The following is a 26,173-nucleotide window of genomic DNA, read 5'->3' on the forward strand; positions in this document are numbered from 1 at the left end:
GCTCATGGACCTGTCGGCCCCGGTGTGACTGTCCACCGGCGATGGCTGGTCGTCCTCGATGCGGCCCCTGCCGGATCGTGCGGAACCACGCGGCCCGCCGCATAGCCACCTGCCCCTCTTCACCGGATGCCCTGCCAGACATGGACGGCGGGCCAGATGCCGGCGATCGGCAGCCCCCGTGTCGAGGCTCCCGGCACCGGCGGAGGCGCCTGTCCCTGACGTCATGACGCCGGACGTGCGCGAGGGGTGGGGCCCCATCACTGCGGACCGGGCGGGGCAGGGCGTACGGCCACGGCGGGCGGCGTCGTGGCGGCCGCGCGCAGCATCTGGCCGGCGGCCAGGCGGCGGTAGACGGGGCTGGTGGTGAGGAGTTCCTCATGGTGCCCGGAGGCGACGGTACGGCCGTCTTCGAGCACGACGATGCGGTCGGCGTGCTGGACCGTGGAGAGCCGGTGCGCGATCACCAGCACCGCGCACTCCTGGGCGACGTCCTTCATCACCCGGGTCAGAGCGGCCTCGTTGAGGGCGTCCAGATGCGCGGTCGGCTCGTCGAGCAGGAGCAGGGAAGGCCGGGCGAGCAGGGCACGCGCCAGAGCGACCCGTTGTCGTTCGCCACCCGACAGCGTGTTGCCGCGTTCGCCGAGTGCGCCGGACAGGCCTCCGGGCAGTCGTGCCACCACCTCTTCCAGCTGGGTGAGTTCGATGACGCGCTGGACCTGGTGCTCGTCGGCACCGGGGTCGGCGTAGGTAAGGTTGTCCCGCAGAGTGCCGTGCACGACGTGCGTGTTCTGGTCGACGACGGCGATGCGGGCCCGGCACTCCGCACGGCCGAGTTCGGTGGCCGGCCGTCCGCCGAACAGCAGGGTTCCGGCGTCCGGTTCGTAGAATCTGGCCACCAGCGCGAAGAGGGTGCTCTTGCCCGCCCCGGACCGGCCGACCAGGGCCACCTGCCGGCGGTGGGGGACGTCGAAGGAGGCGCCGCGCAGCACCGGGCGTTCCGCGTCGTAGCCGAAGTGGACGTCACGCAGGGCGAGTGCCGGTGCCCCGCCCCTCCCCGAGCGCTCGTTCCTGCCGGATGCCTCCGCCCGTCGGGGTGGATGGCCCACAACGGCCGGCGTCTCCCGCATCATGGGCTTCGCGGACTTCGTGGACTTCGCGGACTTCGCGGGCTCGGCGGACTCCGCGGATTGCCCGTGTCCCTCGGGCTCATTGGGCTCCGTGGGCAGGGCCAGCACCTGCTCGATCCGCTGGTACGCCCCCATGCCCCGTTGGATCAGGCCCACCGCCCGGAACGCCGAGGACAGCGGCAGGACCAGATAGGACGCGTACAGCAGAAAGGCGACCAGGTCGCCGAGCGAGTTGGCCCGGCCGTTCACCCGCAGGCCGCCGATGACCAGGACGAGCAGGAACGAACCCTGGACGGCGAGCTCGACCGCCGGGCTCATCATCGACGCCAGTTTCGCGGTCCGCACGCCCGCGCTGTACGCCGATTCGACCCGCTCCCCGATGCGCCGCGCCTCGCGGTCCTCGGCACGGTGCACCCGGACCATCGGCAGGGCGCCGAGGGCACGCTCCAGGTCGGCGCAGATCGCGCCGACGGAGTTCTGCATGCGTTCCGAGGCCGCCCGGATGCCCTTCAACAGCGAGGCTACGACCCCCGCCGCGGCGGCGATGGTCACCGCGATCAGAAGCAGCAGCAGCGGGTCGAGCCACACCATGAGCGCCAGCGCGCCCGCCCCGACGAGCGCCCCGGACACCAGGTCCGACAGCGCCTGGGCCACCACTTCCCGCAGCAGGGTGGTGTCGGCGGTGACCCGGGAGATCAGATCACCGCTGCGGTGCCGGTCGTACTCCCTCATCTCCAGACGCAGCAGCCGCGCCACCAGGCCGTGGCGCAGGGCGCGCACCACGCCCTCCCCGGTGCGTTCCAGCAGGAAGCGTCCCACTGCTCCGGTCGCGGCCTCGGCCCCGAAGAGCACGGTGAGCAGCAGCAACAGCGGCCATGCGAGCGGGCCTTGGCCGCTCCGGTCCACGATGTGCTTGGCGACGAGCGGCTGGGCGAGGCCGAGGCCGGAGCCGACCATGGTGAGCGCGGTCGCGATGGCGATCGAGGACCGGTGACCTGCGGTGAGCCGGAACAGGGTGACCACCGCGGCCCGCGTGGACCGGTCGCCGCCGGGCGAGGACCGCGCCTCGCCCGGCGAGGTCGGCACCTCCCCGCTGGTTCCGGTCACGGGTCCGTCCGGCTCACCGGGGCGACGACCATCAGGCGGGTGAAGTAGCCGTCCGGTAGCCCTTCGGCGACCGGGCGGCCCTCCGCCTCGATCCAGGCGTGCGCGGTGAACGGGGGCACCACCCGCACCCCGGTGCACCACGTGGGCCAGGTGCCACGGAGCCGGCAGAGCAGGGCGGCGCCCAGCGAGCGCGGCAGACAGCCGCGCGGACCGGCGCAGCGCAGGCTCGCCGCGCACATCGCGTCACGTGCCGCCGCGGCCTGTGCGGCGGAGGCGGGTGTGGCGCCGCGGCGGGCGAGGGAGAGGACCGCGCGTAGCCGGCGCGGCGGCAGGAGGGACAGGGCGAGGGCGGGGAGCAGGACGCTACGGGCGGCGAGCCGTCGGGTGAACGGGACGCCGGCCGGCCGGTCCAGTGCGCTCGGGGTCGTCATGCGGCCAGTCCGGATGCCCGCAGTTCCTGCACCAGGGCCGCAACGTCCTGAGTCGCCTGTGCCCGGTCGATGTCGAACCGCGCGACCAGCGCGTCGACGGCGTCCCCTTCCTCGCCACCGCCCAGCAGGGTCTTGACCACCAGCGTGCCGGTGGGATTGAGCTCCCAGTAGTCCCCGCTGCGCTCATCGAGAAGTACTGTGCCGTAGTCGGTCTCCGCCGTGGAGACCTCGGCGCCGAACCGCAGTGCCATGGTGAGAGCCTTTCTGCCGAAGCCCGGTGAGGACATGCGTCAAGAGGCGGGCGAGACCGCGTTGTCGGTGGTGCGGGGCCCGGTGGTACGGGCGAGGCTGCGCAGCCAGACTTCGCAGGCGATGGTCGAGTACAGGATCGCGTCGCGCAGTCCGGGCGCGGAGGGGCGCCGGGCCAGCCGGCGCAGGGCGTCGCCGTCCACCAGGCCGAGTTGTTCCAGCCGGGAGTCCTCCCAGAGCGCCATCAGGTCGCCGCGGTGTTCCCGTAGCCCGTTCGAGGCGTCCATCGAGGCCTCGGCCTTGTTGCCGCGCCGCAGGCACACCTCGGGTACGACGCCCTGCATGGCGGCGGCCAGCAGGGGTTTGTAGCGCCAGGGCGTCACGCGCTCACCGGGGCGGACCGCGAGACAGGCCTCGATCACCCGGTCGTCGAAGAAGGGCGAGGCCATGGGAACCCCGGCCCGGGCAGCCATCCGGTCCCACTGCCGGATGATGCGGGTGCAGGAACGGATCTGTTCCAGGTCGGTGTGCAGCCCACGGTCCCGGTGCAGGGGCGTGGCCTGCCCGGCCGCCGCGCGCAGCGCCTCCCCCGCCATCCGTTCCGCTTCCGGGCTCACCCAGTCGAACAGCCGGGGGGCCATGCCCCAGCCGAGACTGCCGGCGACGGACGGCGGCGGGGCGCCGCGCAGCCGGCGACCGGCGTCGGCCAGCCACTTCCCGTACGGCCGGGAATCGGCCAGTGCTCGCACGGTGCCGCCGAGCGGCCACTCCCACAGAGCCCGGAACCCGCGCAGCTGGCGCAGGGCGAAGAGCGGACGCGTCCGCAGCAACCGGTGGTAGTAGGCCTCGGAACACCACGCCACATGGTCGCCACCGATACCGGTCAGATGCAGCCGGCTGCCCCGCTCGGCCAGCCCCGGCAGATGATGCAGCACCCGGGCACGGTCCATCACGCCGATGGTCGGTTCGTCCAGCAGATCGTCGATGTCGAGCAGATCGGTGTAGACCAGCGGCGAGTCATCGGCGTCCCAGATGACGTGGTCGAGGTCCGGGAGGAAACCGGCGGCCTGCTGCGCCCAGTGCAGGTCGGTGTCGGCGGGATCGCGTCCGGGCCAGGTACTGGCCACCACCCGGGCCGACGACCGCGCCGCCAGGAAACAGATCGAGGTGGAGTCCAGCCCGCCGGAAAGGTCACAACTGACCACGCCGCCCTGCCTGGTGCGGGCATCGACGGCGGCGGCCAGTGCCTCCCGTACGACGGGGGCGCCGTCGGCGAGCGACCGTGTGGGCTCGGGCGGTGTCCACCAGCGGGACCGCCGCGCGGTCCGCCCGTCCGCCGCGATGATCAGTGCGTCCTGTGGGGGTACGGCCGTGACCCCCGGGAACATCGGAGCCTCGAACAACGGATGGGGAACCGGCCACAGCAGCCGAACGGCCAGCTGCGCCACGTCCGGACCGGCGCCGAGCGCGTCCGCGAGGACGTCCGCGCTGGTGGCGGCGGTCTGGACACCGTCGACGGCGGCATGGAACACCAGCCGGAGACCCGACGCGGTGCCCTGCACCCTGAGCTGCCCGTCGAGCGCGGCGACGAGGTGGAAGCTTCCGGGCAGTGTGCGCGCCAACTCGTCGAGCCCGGCCAGGTCGCTCAACTTGGCTGCGTAACGCTGGAGTTCGGCGGCGTCGACGGGGCAGCATCCGACGACGGCGAGCGCCGCCCGGCCGGCGCGTGCGGTGACGAGCTCGTCGTCATTCCAGTGCCCGACCAGCCAGGGCCGGCCCGAGGTGTGCGTCAGGATGCGGGTTCCTGGGCGTGAGAAGGAGCAGGAGCGGGCCACGGCGGCCGCATCCGCGCGGTCGGGGAAGACCGCGAAATGCGCGTCGCCGGGGCCCGGTCCCTTGCTCTGATGCGAATCAGCCATGGTGCTGGGCAGCGATCCGTCAGCCGTCCGCGGTCAGTTCTTGCTCAGGATCAGACGGTCGTTGCCGGAGCTGTTCAGGAGCCCGGTCTTCTTCCGGAACGTCCCCAGCCGGACGAGGGTCGGTGCCTCGTAAGCCTTCTTCATGACGTCTCCTTCGTCGTTGGTCGCGTCCGCCTCCCCTGGTACGACCGCGAACCGGCATACCGGTCCACGGCCGTCCCGGCGCCCGAGCCCATCGGAGGCCCGGAACGAGGAGGCGGGGCGTTCGCAGACGAAGCTAGTTGCAGGCCCTCGACCCTCTGCAACCCCCGAAAGGAAAGTATGATTTTCGGCTTAACGACGAGATGCCGGGCGCGAAAACCGGCATGTAGAGGGCGTCGCAAAAAAGTGAATCAAAGTCAGTGAGTAAATTTCGCGGCAACGAAACGTTTTGAACTGCGTTTCCGGAACCCGACCCTCCATCCGGTCGGGAGGAGGGGCGCACGGCAAACCGAAGAGCGCGAACCGGGCGCTCCCTACCTCAATCCGCCGGGGGGCACGCCGTACATTGCCCGGTGGCGTGGCGGGCGAGGTCGGTGCGGACCAGGGCGTCGACGGCGGCGGCCACTCCTCACTCCACCCCGAGCCCGCCTCGGGGGTAAACCCGCGAGGCTGCCCCGCCTCATGATGCGGTGGGCGACGGTGGGTAGTCGTCGACGGTCATGGAGTTGTGGAGGCGTGCGCTCCTGGTGGTGAGGCGGAGGAGGGCGCGGCTGGGCCCCGCGGGCAGGGCTGAGATCAGACGGGCGCCCTGGGCCAGTCCCCGCACGCCGAGGCGTGAGGTGGGGATCAGGGTCTTCGCCGCGCTGAGCGCGGCCGCGCGGCTGCCGCGCACGTGCTCCGCCATCGCGCGCTCGTAGGCGGGAAAGGCGAGCTCGTGGTCACCGCCCGCCCGCGCCAGCTCCCCGGCGAGGACGTACGCGCCGACGACGGCCAGGCTGGTGCTACCGCCGACGGCCGGGCCGGGGCTGTAGCCCGCGTCGCCGACGAGCGTCACCCTCCCCCGCGACCAGGTGTCCATACGGAGCTGGGTGATCGAGTCGAAGTAGAACGCCGGCGTGCGGTCGAGCTCGTCCAGCCAACCGTCCACGTCAGGGTGCAGGCCGTCGAACGCACCGCGCAGCAACTCCTTCTGCCGGGCCACGTCGTGGTGGTGGTCGAGCTCACGCTCGCTCCGGAACAGGAACAACGCGCGCGCGTCGTCGAGGTGCCGCACGCCGTACATGCCGGCCGTGCGGCCGACACCGACGTGCATGAGGAGCTCGCCGTCGAGCCCGGAGACATTCGGCAGGGTCAACACCCCGAAGTACGCCCCGATGAAGGCGCTGAAGCGGGACTCGTCGCCGAAGACGAGGCGGCGCACGTGGGAGTGCAGCCCGTCCGCGCCGACGACGAGGTCGAAGCGGCGCGGCGCGGCGTTTTCGAACCGCACCTCGCCGTCGGGCGAGATCGCGGTGATCGAGTCGCCGAAGACGTACTCGACGTCGCCTCGCGCGGCGTCGTAGTAGATCTCGCTGAGGTCGTCGCGCATGATCTCGACGTGCCGGTCGGAGGTGGCACGGAAGATCTTGGAGAGGTCCACCCGGACGGGACGCCGCGCGCCCTCCTGATGGACCGTCATCCGGCTGGTGCCGGTGGCCCGCTCCTCGACCCGCGGGAGCACGCCCATCTTCTCCGAGATGTTCATCGCGGGCCGGAAAAGGTCGACCGCGTGGCCGCCGCTCCTGCGCGGAGTCGGCGCGCGCTCAACGACGGTGACACGGAAGCCGTGCCTGGTGAGCCAGTACGCCAGCACCGGACCGGCGACGCCGGCGCCGGAGACGAGAATCCGCATGGCACTCCTCCTGGTCATTCAGTCCACCCGTACGGCGTGGATCGTGGTGAAGGCCAGCAGGGGCGTGGCGGTCCTCGGGGGATCCTCAAGTAGGGGTGAGTGTCCGAGACCGGGCAGCAACGCGACTTCCGCACCCGGAACGGCGCGGTAGTCGGCGGCGGAAGAGGATCGCCACCTGCGGTCGTCCTCGCCGAAGAGCACCAGTAGCGGTTTGCCGAGGGCCGTCAGCCGGTCCGGGAGTGCCTGCTGCTCCAGGTAGGTGCGGGTGGCCTGCATCGTTGTGGTGAGCGTGTGGTGGGTCATGCAGCGCACGTCGTCCAGGAGTTCTGGTGGGATCTGGTAGCCCGCGCGGCTGAAAGCGGTGCTCGCGAAGCCGCGGATCTGCTCGTCGGTCGGCGGCCACTGCGAGAGTCCGACGGCGGTGGACTGCGGTGCGATGAAGGCGTCCAGGCTGGGTCCGGTGTTGATGAGCGCGAGCGCGGTCACCAGGTCTGGTCGCTGTTCGGCGACGGCGGTGGCGACCACGCCGCCGCTGGAATGCCCGACGAGCACGGCGTGTTCGACGCCGAGCCGGTCCAGTGCCACGCCCGCCCGGCGTGCCTGGTCCGGAAGCGCGTAGCTGCGATCGGCCGGTTTGGCCGACCGGCCGTGCCCGAGCAGGTCGATCCGGATGACGCGGTGAGATCCGGTCAGCAGCGGAACCAGCGGTTCCCACGAGCGGGTCGAGGATGCGGACCCGTGGAGGAGCAGGAGTGCGGGGGCGTCGCGGGGGCCGTCCTGGCACACGTGGATGTCGCCGTCGTCCAGCGACAGGGTCGAGCTCTCGGTGGCCTCGGCGCCGCCCTTCACGTGCGGTCCGCCGTCAGAAACAGTCATGAGCTCACTGTCGCCGCCGGTGCCCGCGGGCGGATTGGATAAATGTTCCCCTCATCCCGCTCCCATAGCATGGGGCGGTGCGGACTTTCATGCACGGTGCGGCTGTATGGGACGTCGCATGCCCGCAGCGGCCCAGCAGGGTGGCCGGTCTCACCATGGCCGGGTTCCGTGTTCGTGACCTCGATGCGCTCCGGATGGTCCCGCATCCGGCCGTGACGCTGCTCCTGGAATTCGGCGCCGGCTCGCCCGTCCTTGACTGTGCCGCCGGGCGGCAGCAGCGGGGAAGTCTCGTCGCCGGGCCCGGATTTGGGTCCGGAGGCGAGGCCCGGGCGCGGGGAGAGAACCTCGAGTGCGTGCAGGTGCGCCTGTCCCCGGTGATCGCACGCGCGGTTCTGGGCGTCTCCCCCGCCGACCTCGACGGCGCCGTCGTGTCCCTGGGCGACCTGTGGGGCCGGGAGGTGTCGCGGATCTGCGAGCAACTGGGCGATGTCTCGTCGTGGCAGGGCCGCTTCGCGTTGACGGACGCGCTGCTCGCCCGCCGGCATGAGGCGGGGCCGCCGGTGGACCCGGAGGTGGCCTGGGCCTGGCACCGGATCGTCGGCAGCCGTGGCCTGACCCGGGTCGACGGACTCGCGGCCGAGGTCGGATGGAGCCGTAAGCGCCTGTGGGCCCGGTTCCGGTCGCAGCTCGGTCTGCCGCCCAAACGCGCCGTGAAGCTGGTCCGCTTCGACCATGCCGCCCACCGCCTGGTCGCGGGTGAAGGCGCGGCCCACGTCGCGGCCGACGCCGGCTACGCCGACCAGTCCCACCTGCATCGGGACGTCATGGCGTTCACCGGGGCAACTCCCGCGACCGTGGCCGGCGAGCCGTTCCTCGCGGTGGACGACCTCGCATGGCCCGGCCGCGGCACACTCACCAAGCCTCACGTCCCCAGCGATCCCGGCTCGGTCGCCGGCCGGAAGTGAGACGGCTACCGCCGTGCACGTCGCCGCGGTCACCTGCGCTGGGCGGGGCGGGGCGGGTGGCGTTCGGCGGTAAAGGGCGCCGCCCGTTCCTGGTCGCACCGCGCTGTACCGACCGCAAAGAGTCGTCCAGATGACTGAGTTCGATGCTTGTGATGGCCACGCCCCCTGGGCGAAGGACGTCCGCCGGCTCGTGTGGAACGAGGGAGCAACGCGGGACGTCCCGAGGCGGCGCAGGTCGACGTACCGCGGGGGCCGTGTTGATGGCTTCTCCACGGCGGGCACGGCGACCACGGCGGGCACGATCATGGGGTTGTGACGGCACGTGATCACAGATGTGAGTGTTCTTGTGGGCACCTCCTCACTCGGCGGCAACCGTCGCCTGCCACGCGCCCGGGCGTTTGCCTGTGGCCTTGTGGAAGAACACCGAGAAGTTGGATGCGTCGGAGAAGCCGAGTATGTCGGCACAGCGGGCGGCGGTGAGGCGGTCGTGTGCGAGGAGCCGTTTGGCTTCCAGGGTGATCCGTTCGACGATGTACGCCTTCGCGGTGCGGCCGGTGGCCTGCTGCACCGCTCGTGAGAGGGTGCGGGGCGCATATCCCAGCGCACGGGCGTAGTAGCCGGCGTCGTGGTGTTGCCGGAAGTGCGCTTCGACGCTGGAGCGGAACAACCGGAACACCGGATGTGTGAGCCGTGCTTCGGCGTGCGGTGGGTGCAGCCGGGTGATGAGCGCGGAGAGCAGGATGTCGGGCAGCTCCGTCGAGGAGTCACTGGGCGGGGCCAATGCTTCGAGGAGGAGATGGCTGCGCGCCGTGTCGACGAAGGGCCAGTCGGCGTCGGGGATGCTCCAGTGCGCGGCCAGGTCCGGGGAGGCGACGAGTTCTCGGGTGGTGTGGGTGACCGGCGCGGTCGGCACGAACAGCACGAGGTGCCCTGCCACTTCGGCGATGTCGTCCCACCGGTGCACCGCGCCGGGGGGAATCCATACCGCGGACCGATCTTGGAGCGGGTGGAGGTGGAAATCGACCGTGACGGAGCCGGGTCCGGCGTCGATGAGGGCAAGGACGTGGAAGTCGGCGCGCTGCGTGCCGCCGTCGTTCAGCTCGCGAAGGCGGTCGAACGTCATCGTCTCGACCGAGGCGGCGCGGCCTCCTGCGGGCTGGTAGGTCATCTGCCGGATCATGCTCACGTGTCCAGTTTTCACCATCGAGCGACCAGTCACGCCGATGCCCCGTCCGGGTACAGAAGTTTCAATGAATCCACAGGACAATCGCCTAGAGCATCGACCGGAAGAGCCATCATGAACACGACGCAGCAGACGCTTCTGCCCGCTTATGACCATCGGACGGGGACCGGGCCGACTCTGGTGTTCCTGCACTATTGGGGTGGTTCTGCCCGCACCTGGGACCTCGTCGTCGACCGCCTGGCGGGCCGTGACGTGCTCACGGTCGACTTCCGCGGGTGGAGCCGGTCGAGCGCTCTGCCCGGTCCCTATACGCTCGGTCAGCTCGCCGACGACACGCTCGCCGTGCTCGCGGATGCGGGGGTCACCGACTACGTCCTGGTGGGGCATTCGATGGGGGGTAAGGTCGCACAGCTGGTCGCGGCCACCCGGCCCGCCGGCTTGCGCGGCATCGTTCTCGTCGGCTCCGGCCCGGCGAAGCCCGCCGCACAGGTCACTCCCGAGTACCAGGAAGCCCTGTCGCACGCCTACGACTCCGCCGAGTCCGTGGCCGGGGCACGGGATCACGTCCTCACCGCGACCGAGCTGCCCGCTCCGGTCAAGGCGCAGATCGTGACCGATTCACGGACCGTCACCGACGCCGCCCGCACCGAGTGGCCGCAGCGCGGCATCGCGCAGGACATCACCGAGCACACGCGCATGGTCAGCGTGCCCGCTCTCGTCGTCGCCGGAGAACACGACCAGGTGGAGCCCGTCGGCGTGCTCCGCGACAACCTGGTGCCCTACCTCTCCCAAGCCGACTTCGTGGTGATCCCCCACACCGGTCACCTGATCCCGCTGGAAGCCCCGGCCGGCCTCGTCGACGCCATCACCGCATTCGCGCCGGCAGCCTGACCGTCCCCGCGGCCCGACGACGGGCTGTGCCCCTGATCATCCGCCCACGGGGCCGGGAAAGGCCCTGCCGCGTTGCACCGCACCCGACAGATCTGCTTGTACGCCGGCCGCACAGCGGCCGGCACCGCATCGTGGACGACCTGTTCCCCGAGCCAGCCGCCCGGGGTCCGGGGCAACGCGGTGAGCGGCGAGAGAAAGGACCGATTCAGGAAAGTCGACGGTGGCACGTGGAGCGCACCCACGCCTGGCACAACGCCTTCCACCGCCTCACCCGATGCTACGAGCGTCGACTCACCGTGATTGACGCCTTCTTCGACCTCGCCGACGCCGTCATCACCGTACGTAGTCCGATCCGCCAAGCATGGAGGACTCACCGCTGGAAGGCGCGCCCTTACCTGCGCCCATGAGCAGACGCCCTATCTGCCTATCTGCCTATCTGCGCGAGTTCTCAACGCCCCTCCCGGCTCCCCTCATAGCGTGTGAAGTCCGCGAATAAGGCAGGAATCAGGAAATGCAGGAGGACGATGTGCCGTGGTCGGCAGGATAGGGGCATGGACCAGGCAAAGACGGACCAGGAAGAGACGGGGTCGGGCGGGGCGTGGCCGGTGGTGGTGCGGTTTCCTGTAGAACCGGTGGAGGCCGCCGTGGAGGCGGACGCGATGGACGCCGTGGTGCAGGTCGACGCGCTGGCGGTGCGCGGCCCGCTGTTCGGGGTGGCAGCGCAGAGTGTGGCGGCGGAGAAGCGACCGCAGTGGCAGGTGGTGGTCGCAGTGACGGCCGGCTGTCCGCAGACGGCGCGTGACAGCCTGAACTCGCTGCTGTGGTTCCGGGCGAAGGACGATGCCCAGGACAGGACGGAACGGCGCGCTCTGCTGGCGGCGGTCGCCCGCTTGGAGCGCGAACGCGTCGACGAACTCACCGTGCTCGGGACCCGCTATCGGATCGTGCGTGCCGAGGAGTACGCCGGCATGGACGCGGACGGCATCGAGCAGCCGCGCCCGACGGATCCGGAGCCGGTCAGGCCCGACTGGGCCCGCGGCACCTTCGAGGCACCGATCGATGACGGGCTGCTCCTCGATCCCGACGCCCCCATCACCCCGGCTCAAGCCGCGGAGCGCCTGGCGCTGCGCAGCTTGGCCTACACCGGTTCCCGGTTCCCCGACGACGTACGCAGCGACTCGCAGCGGGCGGTGGACACCCATCCCGACGTCCTACTGCTGCCTGCGACGTTCGCGGTGGTGGAGCAGGGTGAGGGTGGTGGGTGGGTGCTGGCCAGCGCCCTGCACGGCAGTGCGCACGAGGCCCGTAAGACACTGGACTTTTCCCTGACATGGTGGGAGCCACGCAGACGGGGTCTCGTCCCGGTGGGCGCTGACAGGGATGTCGACGCACGTACCCTGGTCGCCGAAGGTGTCGACCCTGCGGCCTCGGAGCTGGCCGCCTACGCCGAGGCCGCCGACCGGCTCCGCGCCGGCCGGGTCAACCAGCTCGAGGTCGAGGGCACCGTCTACCGGATCTGCCGCACCCGCCGCCTGCTGCGCTGGGGCCCGGACGGCCCCGAAGGGCCACGCCCGTCCGATATCGACAGGCACGACCCTGAGCGCATCCACCCGGTGCTGGACGAGGACGGCAACATGCTCCCCGAGGACGCAGACGACGAGGCCGAACCTTCGGTCTGACAAGTCCACCGCCTGCGTGTCACTGAACGGGTCGGCACCGGCTGAGCCAACTCGGCCCAGGACGTACTCGATTCAGTCGGAGCAGCAGCCACTCTTCGTGCCCGTGGTGTCGAGACGGCAGAAGCACGACGCCTCGATGGGGATGTCCGCGAGTGCGGTGGCCATGGTGAGTTGCTGGGCGACGATGCGGGCCTCTGCCGTCCTGCCGAGCCGCACCAGGCATTCGTGGAAGCCGTGGAGGGCCCAGACGTTGCCTGGATGCTGCGAGGACCTGGGCAGGGTGTTGTCGAGTCCGAGGTCGGCCGTCGACCTGGGCGCACTCGGCCACCAGCTCCGGCGACTGCGCAAGCCGACTGCGCCCGGCCCCAGAGATCACCCCAGGCCGTCCAAGAGGCCCTGGTGACTGGTCGCCTAACACCCCTGCGCTCGGCGGACCTCGCCCGTGCCCAGTGTGATCACGGCCCGAGGCCGCATGGGCTCCTCGCCGCTTCGGGAGAGCAGGACCACCTCCTCGACCACCGCCACCAGCGCGCCGAGCCGAGCCGCACACTCGGCGGCCAGGCGCTTCGGGTCCTGCGTACGGCCGAGGGACAAATGCGGGGTGAAACGGCCCTCGCGCCCCCGGCAAAGCGGGAACCGCAGCGCCAGCTCCCGGTACAGGTGAGTCCAGGGCGCCGGATCCGCCGCAGCCGGATCGAGCCACAACGTCGCGTAGTGCCGGTGCCGGAAGTACCGCACTCCGGCCAGGCGCGCCGTGAACACCGTGCTCTGCGCCGCCCCGGCGGAGAGCAACGGCACGGCCCGCGCGAACGCCTCCTCCGGCACGAAGCCGAACAGCAGATTCACATGCGGCGGCCACCGCCGTACCTGCGGATCGTGCTCCCAGCGGATGTCCTGAATCACCGGCCAGAGCCTCCGCGGCGGCAGCCATGCCACCGCCGTCCGGGCCGTCGGCGCCACCTCGAGCGCCGCCACCGGCTCGGCCCCGCCGTAAACCGGATCCCCGTCCACATGCCCATGGTCCCAAATCGGGCTCACCACACCATCCGGAGCCTCTCGACGCGCCCCGCGCCAAGATTGTCCAGGCTGATGCCGACGTAGGAGATCTCGTCGGCCGGTCCATAGTGAGTGTGGCCTCCACCGTGTGCCGTGCCCATCAGCACGGGTGAGGGCGGACTGCGGCCGTTGGCGATGCCGGTCATCCCCGGGTTGGGGGCAATGCCCCGCAGATGATCCCGGTGCCAGACGTATCGGCGTACCCCGTCCGGTCACCGGCCATCCACGGAATGCGGCTTCTGGCGACCGTCTTCCTACGGGACCAGGACGACCTTTCCGCTCACCGTGCCGGACTCGGCCAGGCGCAGGGCCTCGGCGGCCTGGGCGAGCGGGAGTTGGGCGGCTACGGTCGCGTTGATGTCGCCCTTCTGCAGGGCCGTGAAGACCTGGGTGAGGTCGGCGCGCAGGCGGGTGCGGAAGCGGTTCTTGGACAGGGCCTTACCCGCCCAGACGTTGAAGAAGTAGGCGCTGCGGCCATTGGGCAGGGCGTTCCACCTCCACACTCGGCCCAGGAGCTTCAGCACGGGCCACTGCTTGGAGCCGGTGTCGTCGCGGGTGGCGGCGCTGCCGTACGAGACGAGGGTGCCGCCGGGAGCGAGGAGGCGCCAGGAGTCGATCAGGCCACTGCCGCCGACGTGGTCGAAGACGGCGTCCACGCCGCCGGGTGCCAGTTCGCGAACGCGGGTGGGGATGTCCTCGGTGCGGTAGTCGACGGGGCTGACGCCCAGGACGCGCAGCGCGTGGTGGTGGCGGGCCGATGCGGTGCCGATGACCTGGACCCCGGCGGCGAGCGCCAGTTGGACGAGGAGTGAGCCCACTCCCCCGTTGGCGCCGTGCACGAGGATCGTCTGGCCGGCCCGTACGCGTGCCTTGCGGTGGAGCATCTGCCAGGCCGTGATGCCGTTGACGACGGCGGTCTCCGCCTCCGCAGCACCGAGACCCTCGGGCACCTCGACCACGTCCGCCGCGTCGAGCACCACGTGGCTGGCCCAGCCGCCGGTCTTCGTCAGCGCGGCCACCCGCTTGCCGACCAGGGCCGGGTCGACTCCCGCGCCTGCCGTGTGCACGGTGCCGACCAGGTCGTAGCCGGGGACGAAGGGGAAGGGCGGCTGGTCGTAGTAGCGGCCCCGGCGCATCTGCTGCTCGGCGAAGGACACCCCGGTGGCCTCCATACGCACGACGACCTGCCCCGCGTCCGGAACGGGGACCGGGCTCCGGCGGACCTGCAGTTCCTCGGGCTCGACCTTGCCCGGCAGGACAACCTCGATGCGCTCCACTGTGTTCACGTGAACCTCCGACGTATTGATAGGGGTTATTGCTTGCGTTAGAAGCTATAACCAGATTGCAGAGCGTGGCCTTGTTTCGTCAAGTAGTAGCTGGAGTTATTTTTAGAGGGGTTGCCGATAGTGATAAGGTCTAACACCTGATGACCGAGAGAGGTGACGGACGTGGCGCGGAACGCGACATCTCCACGGGACCGGTACCGGGCCCAGGTGCGGGCGGAGATCAAGGAGCACGCCTGGGAGCAGGTCGCCAGCGCGGGGGCCTCCGCGCTCTCCCTCAACGCGATCGCCAAGCAGATGGGCATGACCGGGCCCGCGCTCTACCGCTACTTCGGCAGCCGGGACGAGCTGATCACCGAGCTCGTCACGGACGCCTACCGCGGTCTCGCGGAGAGCTTCCGCGCCACCGCGGCCGAAGGGGCCGACCCGGCGCAGCTCGCCCATGCACTGCGCCGCTGGGCACTCAAGGACCCGCAGCGGTACTTCCTCATCTACGGCACACCGGTGCCCGGCTATCACGCCCCGGACGACGTCACGGCGATCGCCGCCGAAATCATGGCGATCCTGCTCGACGCGTGCGCGGTCATCCCGGTGGACGACACCGACGATACGGCGTTCGACGCGCATCTCGCCGATCACCGGCAGTGGGACGGCGGACATCCTGCCCCCACCCCGGCCCTGCGCCGCGCCCTCGCCTTCTGGACCCGACTGCACGGTGTCCTCTCACTGGAGCTCGCGGGCCATTTCACCGGTATGGGCTTCGATCCCGCCGAGTTGTTCGCCTCCGAGGTGGAGACCCTGCTCAACGGCTGAACTCCCCATCCCCCACGCTTTGGTGGCCCAACGAAAGACGCCCCACTTCCTGTGGGGAAATGCAGGTGCAAGGCCTGCCCGGCGCTCCACGCTGTGCCTCATGCGTTCCAGGACGGCGACCGCCCTGCGGTACTCGGTGCACTTCTTGGTGCCCGATGCCCTGGTGGTCGGCACCGGAAGTTCTTCTGGGGTTGATGTCTGGAGCTTCAGGTGGAGGGGGCGTTGAGGAGGGTTTCGGCGGCAGCGGTGCGGGCGTAGAGGACGGAACGGCCGGCGCGGTGGGAGCTGACCAGACCTGCGTTGCGTAGCGCGGTGAGGTATTGGGATACCCCGGCTGGGGAGAGTCCGGTGCGGTGGGCCAGTTCGGTGGTGGAGGCCGGGGTGTCCAGTTCGGTGAGCAGCAGAGTTCGGGAGCGGCCGAGGACAGGGGTGAGGGTGCAGGTTCCGGTGGCCGGCCGTGTCTCCCAGAGGGTGCCTACGCTGCGGGCTGGATAGGCGAGTTGTGGCGGGTCCGGCGGTCTCACCCGGGTGCGCAGGCCAGGTCCGGTGAACGCGGAGGGGATCAGCAGCAGTCCCGCGCCCGCGGACTCGCGGGGCATGGTTCGTTTCCGGCGCAGCAGTCTGAGCGCATTGTTGTCCCAGCTCACCGAGGTGTGCAGGTCGTTGAAGAGGTGACCCGCGCCGTGCTCGGCGACTGTGCGGGCCCGGTGGAAGATGTCGGCGTCCAGTACGGCCCTGATCCGCGCCCAGTAAGGAGCGAGCGCCAACTCCCAATAGGTTTCGATCTCTTGTGTGACCTTGGCCAGGCGGGAGGGCGGGTCGGCGCGAAGGCTCGACAGGCGTGGGCCGAGATGTCCCTGGTGGCGGGCGAGGTGGTCGAGGTCCTGGCATACCCGGTCGGCGGGCGAGGCCAAGATCGCATCCCACTCTGCTACCGGTGTGGGGGCCGGCCCTGCGGGGGCCGGGTTGAGGAAGTCGGGCACGTAGCCGGAGGGTCCGATCAGCTCGGCGAGCCATCCTCGGTCCAGTCCGGCGGCCAGCACGCGTGGCCGCACCTGCTCGATCCATGGCCGGTGGACCGGGTGCGCCGTGTTCGATGTCAGCAGCCGGAAGCTGGGTGCGACCTCCCACATCGGCGAGATGGCGAACCGCACTTTCGCGAGGTCGTCCGCCGAGAACGCCAGCTCTGCCACGACAAGCGCCCCTCAATGGATTCAGACATGCCTTAAACAATGGCGCACCAGGTTATCGTGCGCCGATCATCCCGCCATGACCTCACAGACGATCACCGCGGCGGCATCGGGCACCTGGAAGCTCGGCGACCGCACGGTCAACCGGGTCGGCTTCGGCACGATGCGCCTGCCCCAGTACGGCGAGGCGCTCGCGCCCGACGCTGTCCCGCGCGACCGCGACCAGGCAATCAAGGTGCTGCGCCGGGCGGTTGAGCTCGGCGTGAACCACATCGACACCGCCGCGTTCTACTTCTCGCCGCTGCGCTCCGCCAACGAGCTGATCAACCGCGTCCTGGCGCCCTACCCGGACGATCTTGTCATCGCGACCAAGGTCGGACCCGGGCGCGATCCCTCAGGTGCCTGGCTGCCGCACGCCACCCCCGAGCAGCTGCGCGGCCAGGTCGAGGAGAACCTGCGCCAGCTCGGTCGCGACCACCTCGACGTGGTGAACCTGCGCATCGTCGGCACCGATTCCCTCGCCGACCGCTTCGGCGCGCTCGCCGAACTGCGCGACGCCGGCCTCATCCGCCACCTGGGCCTGTCCAACATCCGCCCCCACCACCTGGCCGAGGCCCAGGCCATTGCACCGGTGGTCTGCGTCCAGAACATGTACGGCATCGGCGCATCACCCGAGCAAGCGGAACTCCTGCGCCTCTGCGGTGAACAACGCATCGCGTTCGTACCGTTTTACTCGATCGCCGGGACCGGACGCACGGCCGGCGCACCTGGGCACGACAGCAGCACGGTGCACGCCATCGCCCACGCCCACGGGGTGAGCACCGCCCAGGTCCGCCTGGCGTGGACGCTGCACCAAGGCCCGCACGTCCTGGCCATTCCCGGCACCGGCGACCTCGACCACCTCACCCAGAACGTGGCGGCCGGCGCGCTGCGCCTTACCGAGGACGAACTGGCCGACCTGGACTCCCTCCACCACGCAACCGCATGACCAAAGGGCCCCGTCGCGGCCGGCCTGGACCATCTGCCCCTGGTGGCCCAGGCCGGCCGCGACGGCAGCAGCGACTTTCGGTAGCGCGGGCGCTCCAACAGATCCGCCGCCGCGTTCATCCGGCAGTGGCGGATGCCGGTGTCAGCTAGGGCTGGGCGAGGTTGTCCATGATCAGTCCGAGGGTGAACTCGAACCGGTCGTGTCCGGTGCCGGCGGTCAGCTCAGCGGCATAGCGTCGGGTCTGCGGAAACGTGTCGGCCGGCAGCGCGGTGAACCGGCGGATCAACTCCTCGCGGCCAAGGACCCATTCCTGGTCCGGGTGTCTGCGCCGTTGCTGGACCAGCGACTGCTCCAAGGCGTAGGCGCTGACGTAGAGGGACAGAGCATCGAGCACCCAGGCAGCGTTCTGCGGTGCGATTCCGCCGGCGAGCAGGATCGCCAAAAGCCCTTCCCTGACCCGCAACGTGGAGAGATTGGTCGGGACCACGCCCAGCGCGGCACGGGAGACTCCGGGGTATTTCAGGTACTGGTCGCGGATCTGGGCGTACACGTCGAGGATCTGCTCGCGCCATGTGGCCGGGTCCGGTTCGGGCAGCACGATCTCGGAACAGAGCCGGCCGACGAGCAGATCGTCGATGTCCTCTTTGCTGACGATGTGCGCGTACAGCGACGACGGCCCGGTGCCGAGTACCGCGGCGACTCGACGGATGGTCAGTGCGTCGTAGCCCTCGGTGGCCACGACCTGCAGGGCGGCGTCGGTGATCCGGTCGAGCGTGAGGGGCTTCTTGCGTGGGGACGCCGCTGAGGGCTCCCCAGCGGGCTGGGCGTGACGAGCTGCTCGGCGTTGCCGGGGGTCGGAGGGCATACCGATCACTATAGCTTGACACGAACTAAGTTCGCCTCGTAGAACTTAGTTCGTACATGCAGAACTAAGTTCGTGTCCGCGTGGTTGGCATCCCCTGCACAGGTCCTGAGCGGGGTTCGGACAGTCTGTTCAGGAGGTGTGGGATGCGCGTTTCCGTGGTCGGCGCCGGTCTGGGGGGCCTGTGCTTGGCGCAGGGGCTGCGTGGCGCCGGGATCGAGGTAGACGTGTACGAGCGGGACCCAGCGATCACCGCACGATTTCAGGGGTACCGGCTCGTACTGGATCCGGTCGGATTCGAGGCGCTGCGCAGCTGTCTGCCACAGCGTTGGCACCCGCTGCTGGACGCGGTCATCAGTGACGCCTACGTCGAGCGACTGGCCCTGGACGCCCAGCTGAACAAGATCGGCGAACTCGGCCCGGCAAGGAGTGGGCTCGTGGTTGACCGGCAAGTACTCCGGCACCTGCTGCTGACCGGACTCACTGTGCACACCGGGGCCACACTGACCGGTTACGACGTGTTGGACAGCGGCAGGGTCGAAGCCCGGTTCGCGCAACGCGATCCGGCAACCGCTGATCTGCTCGTCGGGGCGGACGGGGTCGGCTCCGCGGTTCGTCAGGTGCTGACGCCGCAGACCAACCCGAGGGACACCGGCATTCGGTTCGTCATCGGCCGCACTCCGCTGACGGAGCAGTTCGCCGGCCTGTCCCAAGCCTACGGCGGGAAGATCGTCGGGGGCGGAGTGAGTCTGTTGCTCGGGGCGATGCGGTTCCCCGTTCCGCCAAAGGAAGCGGCGGAGAAACTGGCACCCGAAGTAACGCTCCCTGACATCCATGACTACGTGCGCTGGGCCATGATCCTCCCGCCGAACGGCTCTCTCGGCACCTCGACGGCACAGGAGGCCGCGCTGTCCAGGATGCAAGGCTGGCACGCGGACCTGCGGGCACTCATCGAACAGGCCGACCCGGACAACAGCACCCTGCTGTCCATCGGGGTGGTCGAGCCAGGTGAGCGCTGGGCGCCCGGTCCGGTCACGCTGCTCGGTGACGCCATCCACGCCACCTCTCCGACCGGCGGCAACGGTGCGAACACCGCCCTGCGCGATGCCGACCTGCTGGGCCGATGCCTGAGGGAGGCAGCCGAGGGCCGTCAAGAGCTTCTCACCGCAGTCGACAGCTACGAGCGGCAGATGTTCGCGTACGGGGGCGAGGCCGTGCGCCACAGCCTCGCCGCGCTACCCGCCTTCGTCCCGAACCCGGAACGACCCGAGCCGGCATAGGTGCAGAACCTCCCCGCCACGCCCTCAAGGCCGAACGCACGTTTCCGGCCTGTTCCGGCTTGGCCTCCTTGTGCGGGTCAGCCGGGCCAGGTTCCGGTCAGGCGGCGGGTAACCGTGGCGCCGGCGCGGTCGACAGCCGCCTTGACTCCGGCGAAGATCGCGCCCTGCAGCGTGGCAGCGAGCAGCACCTCACGCCAAGAGCGCTCCTCATCGGTGGCGTCCGGGGCGTCCTCGTCGTGGCCGAGCATCTTCCACGTTCGCTTGAACGCCGCTCTCGCGGCCATGCCGCTGACGGCGCCCAGCACCAGACCGACCGGCTTGTAGGCGATCTTCGATCCCTTCACCCCACTCACCCCTTCCGGCGGCGGCAGGCCAGCCACACGACGACGGCCACACTCGCTGCCGCCAGCAACACGTTGCGGTTGTCCCGCGCCAGTTGCGCCCCCTGGGCCGTCTTCTGTCGCATCGGCTCGGGTGCCTTCTCCGCCCACATCTGGCTGGCCTGCGCCGCCTTCGCCCGGGCCTGTTCGGCCGCCTGAGCGGCTTTGTCCCTGACCGGGTCGGGCAGGCTTTCCTGCGCCTGGTGTGCCAGGTCGGCGGCCTTCTCCTTCAGCTCACCGGCCTTGACCGCGGCTTGCTCCTTCAGCTCGCCGGCCTTTGCGGCGGCCTGTTCCTTGACCTCGGCGGCCTTCTCCTGGGCACGCGCCTTGACGTGGGTCTTGGCCGCCAGCGCCTCGACCGTCTGTCCGAGCTCGGTCCGGGTCTGCTCGGCCTGCTCGCGCAGCTCGTCGAGGCTGGAGGCGGTGGGCTCGTCGTGAGGCGGCTGGGTCATCGCTGTGCACTCTCCTTGATCTCGGCCACGTCCGCCTTCGCGCTCTCAACCGTCTGCTCGGGTGTGGCCGGCGTGGCCTGGTCGACCTGCTTCTTTCCACTCATGGCCAGCACTGCGGCGATCACACCCAGCACCGCCGTGACGATCAGCGCCGCCGCCCACACCGGTAGCGGCACCGCCAGTGCGGCGATGGCGGTGGCGACCAGCGCTTGCAGCGTCAGGAAGCCAACGATGCCGGCGCCGCCGAACAGCCCCCCGCCCTTGCCGTAGTGCTTGCCCTTCTCCTTCATCTCCGCCTGCGCCAGTCTCAGCTCGCTTCGCACCAGCTCGGTCAGCTGCTGCGAGGCCCGCTGCACCAGCTCCCTCACCGGCTCCTGGCCGGAGCGGTCCGTGCTGTGGTCGGATCCGGCAGAGTGCGGCTGCGGACTCGACACGGCGGTCACCTCCCGTCCCTCTGGTTCCTGCAGGCCGGGCTGCGTCGTGCGCCCAACCATCCGATGAACACGCGAGTACCCCGAACGAGCGAGTTCAGAGCGATCTGCCCGGGGCTTGTCCCGCGGATCATGCCGGGTGGCCCACCGGCGCTGAATCGCTGTGGCGACCCGCCGGACAAGGAGCTGGGTGGAGCAGGTTGGGTCCGTCGATAAATACCTCGACATCGGGCGTAGTGATCGGGGACGCTTCGCGCGATGACCAGAATCGACGACACCCCGCCCGCGTGGGACGAGCGCACCCAGCTCACCACGTTTCTCGACTACGCACGTGACACCGCCCGCGCCAAGTGCGAGGGCGTCTCCGCGGAGAACGCACGCAAGGCGCTCCTGCCGGCCTCACCGCTGATGACCATGAGCGGAGTGATCAACCACCTCCGCTGGGTCGAGTACTACTGGTTCCAAGTGGTCTTCCTCGGCGAGGAAGACCGGGACCCCTGGACCGAGGAGGACCCCGACCGGGAGATGCGTATCGCCGTCGATTTCCCGCTCACGCAGTTGCTCGACGAATACGCTGAACAGAGCGCCCACTACCGCGAACTGGTCGCCCGGAACGCCCTGGACAAGCACGCCCAGCGAGCCGTCCGCAACGGCCTCCACGTCGACCTGCGCTGGATCCTCCTCCACCTCACCGAGGAGACCGCCCGCCACAACGGCCACCTGGACATCCTGCGCGAGATGCTCGACGGCACGACCGGCGACTAGGAGCTGTCCGGGCGTGTGAGGTGAACGTCGATCGCATGGCCTGGGGAGGTGGTGTCACCGGCTCCGGAGGCAGGTGCTTGCCCGCAGTGGTGTGGAGAAGGTGTTTCTTCCGTTGATGCGGGGCCGCGGGCCGCAGCCCCCGAGCGATCGGGTGGGCTACCTCGGGCTGATCGTGACCCTGTAGGTGGCTCCGGCCCTGCCGTGGGTGCTCACGGTGACGGTCTGATCGTGATCGCCCCAACTGGCCTTACCACCTTGGGCATTGCCTTGGACATCGACGCGGTAGCCGCCTGGGTAGGTGTCCCTGGGCACAGTGATCTGGGTGGGGCCCTTTGCGTTGTCGCGGGTGCGGAAGGTGAGCGTGTAGGTGCGGGTAGGCGGGTCGTACGCGAACGTGAGCGGGTCGCCCGCGACGGCCCGCGCGTACGGCTGGACGAGCAGCTGCGCGTTGGGCTTCGCGGCGCCCGTCCGGTCGAGGAAGCAGTAGCCGCCGCCCCGGCACCACTGCCACCACGTCCAGCCACTGGAGAAGCGGTCCAGGGCGGCCGTCATGTCGGTGACGAACTGGCTTGCGTGCGGAACGTAGGGGTTGCCGCCCCACTCCCCCACGATCACCGGCATGCGGTTGCGGGTCGGGTAATCGCTGATCGCGGCCTCGTAGCCGGGGATGAAGGTGCCGTTGGGGTCGTAGTCGGCGCCGGTTTCCATCGCGGTCTCGTAGAAGTGCGGCGCGTAGCCGGCGTGCGGGTCGTCGATGTGGCCCATCTGGGTGGGGACGCCGACACCGACGATGACGGTTGGTTCGACGAACACCCACGACCTGTGGTCGACCAGGCGGATCGCCCGGGCAAGGCGGTTCCACAGCTCGGTGAGCTCGGTGGCCTCGAAGCGGGCCGCGGCGGCGGGGAGGTCTTCGCCTTCGAGGAACTTCGCGAACGGCTCGTTCATCAGGTCGTAGCCGAGCAGCGCCGGGTGTCTGCCCAGGGCGGAGGCGACCGTCATCCACATGCGCGCGTGCGCGGCACGGAGGTCGGCGTCCTTGTACAGGTGGTCAAAGGCGGTCTGTACGGATGGCTCGAAGTACTCGGAGAACCAGTCGTCGGGTATCGGCGAGAACGGTAGCCCCTCATCTCGGGTGGCCCAGTCGGGGACGCCGCGGGAGCCGAAGTGGGGGCCGTATACGTCCTGGTGGGCGTCGAGGATGACCTTGATGTGGTAGCGGTGGGCCCAGTCGAGGATGCGGCGCATCTTGGCGAGGTAGCCGCGGTCGTAGTGCCCGGGGGTGGGTTCGAGGTCGTCCCAGAAGAACGCGAGGCGCGCGAGATTGAAGCCCCGGGCAGCCATGTCTTTGAGGTCGCTCTCGTGGATGTCGGCGAACGCGTGCGTGCCTCGGCTGCTCTTGTCGGCGAGGTTGAAGCCGCGCCACTGGAGCGCGCGGCCTTGGCCGTCGGCGATGAATGTGCGGTCACCGACCGTGACCCGGTCGGGGGCGCGGTCGGGGTGGGCTTGGGCCTGCGCGGGGAGGACGCCGAGCAGGAGGGCGGCCACGGCGAGGGCGGCGGGGGCGACGCGGGAGGTCAGGCGCATGCAGGAGACCCTTTCGAGGGTGGCTGCTTGGGCGGCGTGCTACCGGCCGGCCGGATGCTACTGGCGGGTGAGTGAAGTTCCCAGGAGTTCGCGGGAGTTGGCGGGAGTTCGCGAGAGTTGGCGGGAATTGCTTCTTCAAGGGCTTCCCGGCGTCATCGCTGGGGGCTTCCCCAGGCAGCTCAGCATGCTGCTCAGGTTGCTCACGCTGCCATCTGTCCCGCTTTGCTGGACCGGAGGCCGAGCGAGGTCGCGGGGCGTTGCGGTGCCCTCCCCCGCAACGCCGCAACGCCGAAACTCTGAAACGGCCCCGACCCTGACTGCCGGGAATAGGTTCTCCGGCACACCGAACCTCCCCCGGGCATTGCACATCTTCAGGTGCGTAGGCGCGCGCTGACCTCGCGTGCCGATTCGCCTTCGAGGGGAACCCGACATGAAGAGCAAGCTGACCGCCGTGGCCCTTGCGGCCGTCGTCGTCGCCGCCACTGCCGCTACCACCATCCCGGCCTCGGCCGCCCCCGCCAAAGCCGAGCCGACCCGTTGCCACACCGCCGACCTGAAGGCGGGCTTCGCCACGGGTGATGACGCGAGGCCGGAGATGGAGCAGAGCGAGAAGCAGACCCAGGCGTACATCTGGTTCACCAACCAGAGCAAGCGCACCTGCACCCTGTCCGGCTTCGCCGGTGTCGACATGATCGGCGCTCAGGGGACCGACGGCACCTGGTCGCTGGCGCGCTCCTCCGCGAAGCCCGAAAAGATGATCCTGGAGCAGGGGGACACGGTGGACTTCAGCATCAACCTGCTCCCGGTGGCAAAGTCCACGCCGCAGAAGGAGAAGTTCGTTCCGGCGAAGTTCCTGGTCACGCCGCCGAACGAGACGCAGCACTTCACCCTGAAGTGGCCGTTCGGCGGCCAGATCCTCAAGCAGGACGGCGCCACCCACCCGGGCACCTACCTCAATCCGGTCGGGCGGTAACCGACTGGGCAGCCTCTGAGCTTCCCTTCAGTCGCTGGTGGTCACCGCAGGATTCCCGGAAGGGGTTGAAGCCTCCGGGTGGTGCGGTGGCCACGTCCGACAGGCGGCACGCCCACCCTTCTCGCCGGAGCCCCGGAGCCCTGGAGGTTGTGTTTCCGGCACCCCCAACGACTACGTTGACTGGCAAATGCCTCGATTGGATGGCCGGGGACAAGACTCACCGCCAAACGCTGCTGCTGCACGTGAACCAAGCCACTTGCTGCATCGAAGAGCACCACGACATGTCGCGTCCTCAAGGGACAGGCTCCAGGGCCGTTCCCCTGCCAACCGAGAAAGGGGCTGTCCAAAACGGCTCCGACGCCGGAATCACACCAGTCACACCGCGATCATCAACCCGCAGCCGACAGCCTTTACGGCTCGGTCCGCGATTGATGGTGGGTGTAGCTCCGTCTCGGGGACCGCTGATCTGGGGTGTTGCGACGACCGTCGACCGGCCCGGGGTGTTGTGGTGGGCGGTGTTCAGTCGGGATATTCGCTGGTCGCCGCTTGTTGACGGTGGTCATACTGCCGCGATGGATCCAGTGACTCTTGAGACCGACCGTCTGGTACTGCGGGCCTTCACACCTGCCGACGTGGATGCGGTGTACGAAGCCTGCCAGGACAAGGACATCCAGTTCTACACCCCGGTGCCGGTGCCGTACCGGCGTGCGGACGCGGAGAAGCTCGTCGGCGAGAAGCTGCCCGCTCAGTGGGCCGAGGACAGGGACTACACCCTCGGCGCGTTCCGCAAGGACACCGGCGCCCTGGTCGGCTCCTACTCCCTGACCCTCGTCAGCCGCGGCGTCTGGGAGCTCGGTTACTGGGCAGCCAAGGAACAACGCGGACGCGGCTACTCGGTGGAGGCCGCTCGGGCCCTGTGTGACTGGGGCTGGGCCACCCTCGACGTCCACCGCATCGAGTGGTGGGCCATGGCCGGCAACACCGGCTCGCGTGCCGTCGCCGAGAAACTCGGCTTCACTGTCGAAGGGACACTGCGCAATCGCGGCATCGCCAACGATGGCAAGCCGCACGACTGGTGGGTGGGCGGACTGCTGAGGCCCTGATGCTCGGGCCGGATGCTTGGCCGGCTACGTTTGCGGCGCCCAGCCCGATCAGGGCGCCCACTGACGCCCGCCATGCGGCCGCTGCTCCGGCGACGGGCACGTCAGGTGAACGAGGTGCGGCGGCCGACGGCGTTGGTGGTCCGGCTACGGCGGGGACGTCCGAGTCCCCGTGCCGGGTACGCGGATCTTGTCCATGACCGGCACCAGATCGCCGTCACCGTCGACGACCCGTGGACATGGCCCGGCAACACCATCGAGCTCACCAACCAGCCGGCGGGACAGCACTGCGTCTACTTCTATGTCGCGATCGAGGAGGTGCAGCAGGCGGCGGTCGGCGGCGGCTACGACGTCATCGCCGTGGCCAAGACCTTCGCCCCGAGCGGTGCCAGCGGCCCTGGCTTTGTCATCGGTCTGCTCGGCATACCCGGGGCGTCTTGGCGGGAACTGGCCTGTCAGCCCCGATACTCAAGGTCGCCCGCCCACGCACGGAGGGACATGTACAGGCCGGGCTCTGCCCCATCTTCGCCGCGATCACGCCGACGCCGCCGCACTCGCCCAAGCCCTGCGCCCCGGCACCCCGTCCTTCACCCGACATCGTCCGGCGGAGACGGCCACGGGAACCTCCGGACGCTCAAGGCCGATGGTGACGTCGCCGGACTAGGGACTGTCCGAGGAGGCATGTGACAGACCCAGCCGCGCGCAGCGACAGT

Annotated in this window: 25 protein-coding genes and 3 pseudogenes; 11 read left to right on the plus strand and 17 right to left on the minus strand. The window is 69.8% G+C overall.

All coding sequences use genetic code 11. The features are described from left to right. Positions 1-257: 257 nt before the first annotated feature. From ACZ7MX_RS00555 to ACZ7MX_RS00585, 7 genes are all read right to left on the minus strand, one after another. A complete protein-coding gene (locus tag ACZ7MX_RS00555) occupies positions 258-2,234 on the minus strand; it encodes an ABC transporter ATP-binding protein (protein WP_472127914.1) in 1,977 nt (658 codons plus the stop codon). Next, positions 2,231-2,665: a lasso peptide biosynthesis B2 protein gene (locus ACZ7MX_RS00560; protein ID WP_472127916.1), complete on the minus strand. Its 435-nt coding sequence runs from the start codon at positions 2,663-2,665 to the stop codon at positions 2,231-2,233. Before ACZ7MX_RS00560 ends, ACZ7MX_RS00555 begins: the two co-directional genes overlap by 4 nt. Beyond that, positions 2,662-2,916 carry a lasso peptide biosynthesis PqqD family chaperone gene (locus ACZ7MX_RS00565; protein WP_472127917.1) on the minus strand — a complete coding sequence of 85 codons (255 nt, stop codon included), beginning with the start codon at positions 2,914-2,916 and terminating at the stop codon, positions 2,662-2,664. The genes ACZ7MX_RS00560 and ACZ7MX_RS00565 overlap by 4 nt, the downstream gene beginning before the upstream one ends. A gap of 39 nt (positions 2,917-2,955) precedes the next feature. After that, positions 2,956-4,833 (minus strand): lasso peptide isopeptide bond-forming cyclase, encoded by a 1,878-nt coding sequence (locus tag ACZ7MX_RS00570; protein WP_472127919.1) that lies wholly within the window; start codon positions 4,831-4,833, stop codon positions 2,956-2,958. A 33-nt stretch (positions 4,834-4,866) separates the two neighbouring features. Continuing rightward, the gene (locus tag ACZ7MX_RS00575; protein WP_106974916.1) at positions 4,867-4,977 is read right to left on the minus strand and encodes a keywimysin-related RiPP; all 111 of its coding nucleotides are present in this window, start codon (positions 4,975-4,977) and stop codon (positions 4,867-4,869) included. A gap of 517 nt (positions 4,978-5,494) precedes the next feature. Continuing rightward, positions 5,495-6,706, minus strand: a complete 1,212-nt coding sequence (locus ACZ7MX_RS00580; protein ID WP_472127921.1) for an FAD-dependent monooxygenase — start codon at positions 6,704-6,706, stop codon at positions 5,495-5,497. Between the two features lie 18 nt (positions 6,707-6,724). Then, positions 6,725-7,582: an alpha/beta fold hydrolase gene (locus tag ACZ7MX_RS00585; protein ID WP_472127923.1), complete on the minus strand. Its 858-nt coding sequence runs from the start codon at positions 7,580-7,582 to the stop codon at positions 6,725-6,727. A gap of 77 nt (positions 7,583-7,659) precedes the next feature. Between ACZ7MX_RS00585 and ACZ7MX_RS00590 the strand changes: the two genes are divergently transcribed. Next, positions 7,660-8,547, plus strand: coding sequence for an AraC family transcriptional regulator (locus ACZ7MX_RS00590; RefSeq protein ID WP_472127925.1), 888 nt, complete (start codon positions 7,660-7,662; stop codon positions 8,545-8,547). A gap of 358 nt (positions 8,548-8,905) precedes the next feature. Here ACZ7MX_RS00590 and ACZ7MX_RS00595 read toward each other — a convergent pair whose 3' ends face one another. After that, on the minus strand, positions 8,906-9,751 hold the full coding sequence (locus ACZ7MX_RS00595; protein WP_472127927.1) for a helix-turn-helix domain-containing protein: 846 nt from the start codon (positions 9,749-9,751) through the stop codon (positions 8,906-8,908). 93 nt (positions 9,752-9,844) lie between these two features. On the opposite strand from ACZ7MX_RS00595, the gene ACZ7MX_RS00600 reads away from it, so the two are divergent. The 3 genes and pseudogenes from ACZ7MX_RS00600 to ACZ7MX_RS00610 all read left to right on the plus strand — a co-directional run bounded on the left by ACZ7MX_RS00600 (position 9,845) and on the right by ACZ7MX_RS00610 (position 12,300). Next, positions 9,845-10,621: an alpha/beta fold hydrolase gene (locus tag ACZ7MX_RS00600; protein ID WP_472127929.1), complete on the plus strand. Its 777-nt coding sequence runs from the start codon at positions 9,845-9,847 to the stop codon at positions 10,619-10,621. Positions 10,622-10,692: 71 nt separating this feature from the next. Beyond that, positions 10,693-11,028, plus strand: a pseudogene (locus tag ACZ7MX_RS00605) (IS5/IS1182 family transposase); the annotation flags it as partial. 144 nt (positions 11,029-11,172) lie between these two features. Beyond that, entirely contained in the window at positions 11,173-12,300 is a 1,128-nt protein-coding gene (locus ACZ7MX_RS00610) for a DUF5954 family protein (protein WP_472127931.1), read from the plus strand. A 72-nt stretch (positions 12,301-12,372) separates the two neighbouring features. On the opposite strand, the pseudogene ACZ7MX_RS00615 reads toward ACZ7MX_RS00610, so the two are convergent. Together ACZ7MX_RS00615 and ACZ7MX_RS00620 are read right to left on the minus strand one after the other, a co-directional pair. After that, positions 12,373-12,603, minus strand: a pseudogene (locus ACZ7MX_RS00615) (hypothetical protein); the annotation flags it as partial. 108 nt (positions 12,604-12,711) lie between these two features. Then, positions 12,712-13,311, minus strand: a complete 600-nt coding sequence (locus tag ACZ7MX_RS00620) for a 2'-5' RNA ligase family protein (protein WP_472127933.1) — start codon at positions 13,309-13,311, stop codon at positions 12,712-12,714. 62 nt (positions 13,312-13,373) lie between these two features. Between ACZ7MX_RS00620 and ACZ7MX_RS00625 the strand changes: the two are divergent. Further along, positions 13,374-13,463, plus strand: a pseudogene (locus ACZ7MX_RS00625) (IS5/IS1182 family transposase); the annotation flags it as partial. 147 nt (positions 13,464-13,610) lie between these two features. On the opposite strand, the gene ACZ7MX_RS00630 reads toward ACZ7MX_RS00625, so the two are convergent. Then, the gene (locus ACZ7MX_RS00630) at positions 13,611-14,642 is read right to left on the minus strand and encodes a medium chain dehydrogenase/reductase family protein (RefSeq protein ID WP_472127935.1); all 1,032 of its coding nucleotides are present in this window, start codon (positions 14,640-14,642) and stop codon (positions 13,611-13,613) included. Positions 14,643-14,804: 162 nt separating this feature from the next. Between ACZ7MX_RS00630 and ACZ7MX_RS00635 the strand changes: the two genes are divergently transcribed. Further along, entirely contained in the window at positions 14,805-15,452 is a 648-nt protein-coding gene (locus ACZ7MX_RS00635) for a TetR/AcrR family transcriptional regulator (protein ID WP_472127936.1), read from the plus strand. Between the two features lie 206 nt (positions 15,453-15,658). On the opposite strand, the gene ACZ7MX_RS00640 is transcribed toward ACZ7MX_RS00635, so the two are convergent. Next, positions 15,659-16,636 (minus strand): ArsR/SmtB family transcription factor, encoded by a 978-nt coding sequence (locus ACZ7MX_RS00640; RefSeq protein ID WP_472129231.1) that lies wholly within the window; start codon positions 16,634-16,636, stop codon positions 15,659-15,661. An 85-nt stretch (positions 16,637-16,721) separates the two neighbouring features. Here ACZ7MX_RS00640 and ACZ7MX_RS00645 point away from each other — a divergent pair, with 85 nt between their 5' ends. Further along, positions 16,722-17,630 carry an aldo/keto reductase gene (locus ACZ7MX_RS00645; RefSeq protein WP_472127937.1) on the plus strand — a complete coding sequence of 303 codons (909 nt, stop codon included), beginning with the start codon at positions 16,722-16,724 and terminating at the stop codon, positions 17,628-17,630. Positions 17,631-17,775: 145 nt separating this feature from the next. On the opposite strand, the gene ACZ7MX_RS00650 is transcribed toward ACZ7MX_RS00645, so the two are convergent. Further along, a complete protein-coding gene (locus tag ACZ7MX_RS00650; protein WP_472127939.1) occupies positions 17,776-18,495 on the minus strand; it encodes a TetR/AcrR family transcriptional regulator in 720 nt (239 codons plus the stop codon). A gap of 143 nt (positions 18,496-18,638) precedes the next feature. Between ACZ7MX_RS00650 and ACZ7MX_RS00655 the strand changes: the two genes are divergently transcribed. Further along, entirely contained in the window at positions 18,639-19,772 is a 1,134-nt protein-coding gene (locus tag ACZ7MX_RS00655; protein WP_472127941.1) for an FAD-dependent oxidoreductase, read from the plus strand. A 77-nt stretch (positions 19,773-19,849) separates the two neighbouring features. Here ACZ7MX_RS00655 and ACZ7MX_RS00660 read toward each other — a convergent pair whose 3' ends face one another. Genes ACZ7MX_RS00660 through ACZ7MX_RS00670 form a run of 3 tightly spaced genes read right to left on the minus strand, consistent with a single transcriptional unit; the run spans position 19,850 to position 20,972 of the window. After that, positions 19,850-20,116 carry a DUF4235 domain-containing protein gene (locus tag ACZ7MX_RS00660; protein WP_472127943.1) on the minus strand — a complete coding sequence of 89 codons (267 nt, stop codon included), beginning with the start codon at positions 20,114-20,116 and terminating at the stop codon, positions 19,850-19,852. Between the two features lie 5 nt (positions 20,117-20,121). Next, entirely contained in the window at positions 20,122-20,604 is a 483-nt protein-coding gene (locus ACZ7MX_RS00665; RefSeq protein WP_472127944.1) for a DUF3618 domain-containing protein, read from the minus strand. Further along, positions 20,601-20,972 (minus strand): phage holin family protein, encoded by a 372-nt coding sequence (locus ACZ7MX_RS00670; RefSeq protein WP_472129233.1) that lies wholly within the window; start codon positions 20,970-20,972, stop codon positions 20,601-20,603. The genes ACZ7MX_RS00665 and ACZ7MX_RS00670 overlap by 4 nt, the downstream gene beginning before the upstream one ends. Before the next feature lie 321 nt (positions 20,973-21,293). Here ACZ7MX_RS00670 and ACZ7MX_RS00675 point away from each other — a divergent pair, with 321 nt between their 5' ends. Beyond that, positions 21,294-21,800 (plus strand): DinB family protein, encoded by a 507-nt coding sequence (locus ACZ7MX_RS00675; protein ID WP_472127946.1) that lies wholly within the window; start codon positions 21,294-21,296, stop codon positions 21,798-21,800. A 156-nt stretch (positions 21,801-21,956) separates the two neighbouring features. On the opposite strand, the gene ACZ7MX_RS00680 is transcribed toward ACZ7MX_RS00675, so the two are convergent. Beyond that, positions 21,957-23,387, minus strand: a complete 1,431-nt coding sequence (locus tag ACZ7MX_RS00680; RefSeq protein WP_472127947.1) for a cellulase family glycosylhydrolase — start codon at positions 23,385-23,387, stop codon at positions 21,957-21,959. A 430-nt stretch (positions 23,388-23,817) separates the two neighbouring features. On the opposite strand from ACZ7MX_RS00680, the gene ACZ7MX_RS00685 reads away from it, so the two are divergent. Then, positions 23,818-24,360 carry a DUF4232 domain-containing protein gene (locus tag ACZ7MX_RS00685; protein WP_472127948.1) on the plus strand — a complete coding sequence of 181 codons (543 nt, stop codon included), beginning with the start codon at positions 23,818-23,820 and terminating at the stop codon, positions 24,358-24,360. Positions 24,361-24,932: 572 nt separating this feature from the next. Next, a complete protein-coding gene (locus tag ACZ7MX_RS00690; protein WP_472127949.1) occupies positions 24,933-25,463 on the plus strand; it encodes a GNAT family N-acetyltransferase in 531 nt (176 codons plus the stop codon). Positions 25,464-26,173: the final 710 nt, after the last annotated feature.

This window comes from Streptomyces sp. NPDC107765, assembly GCF_055657085.1.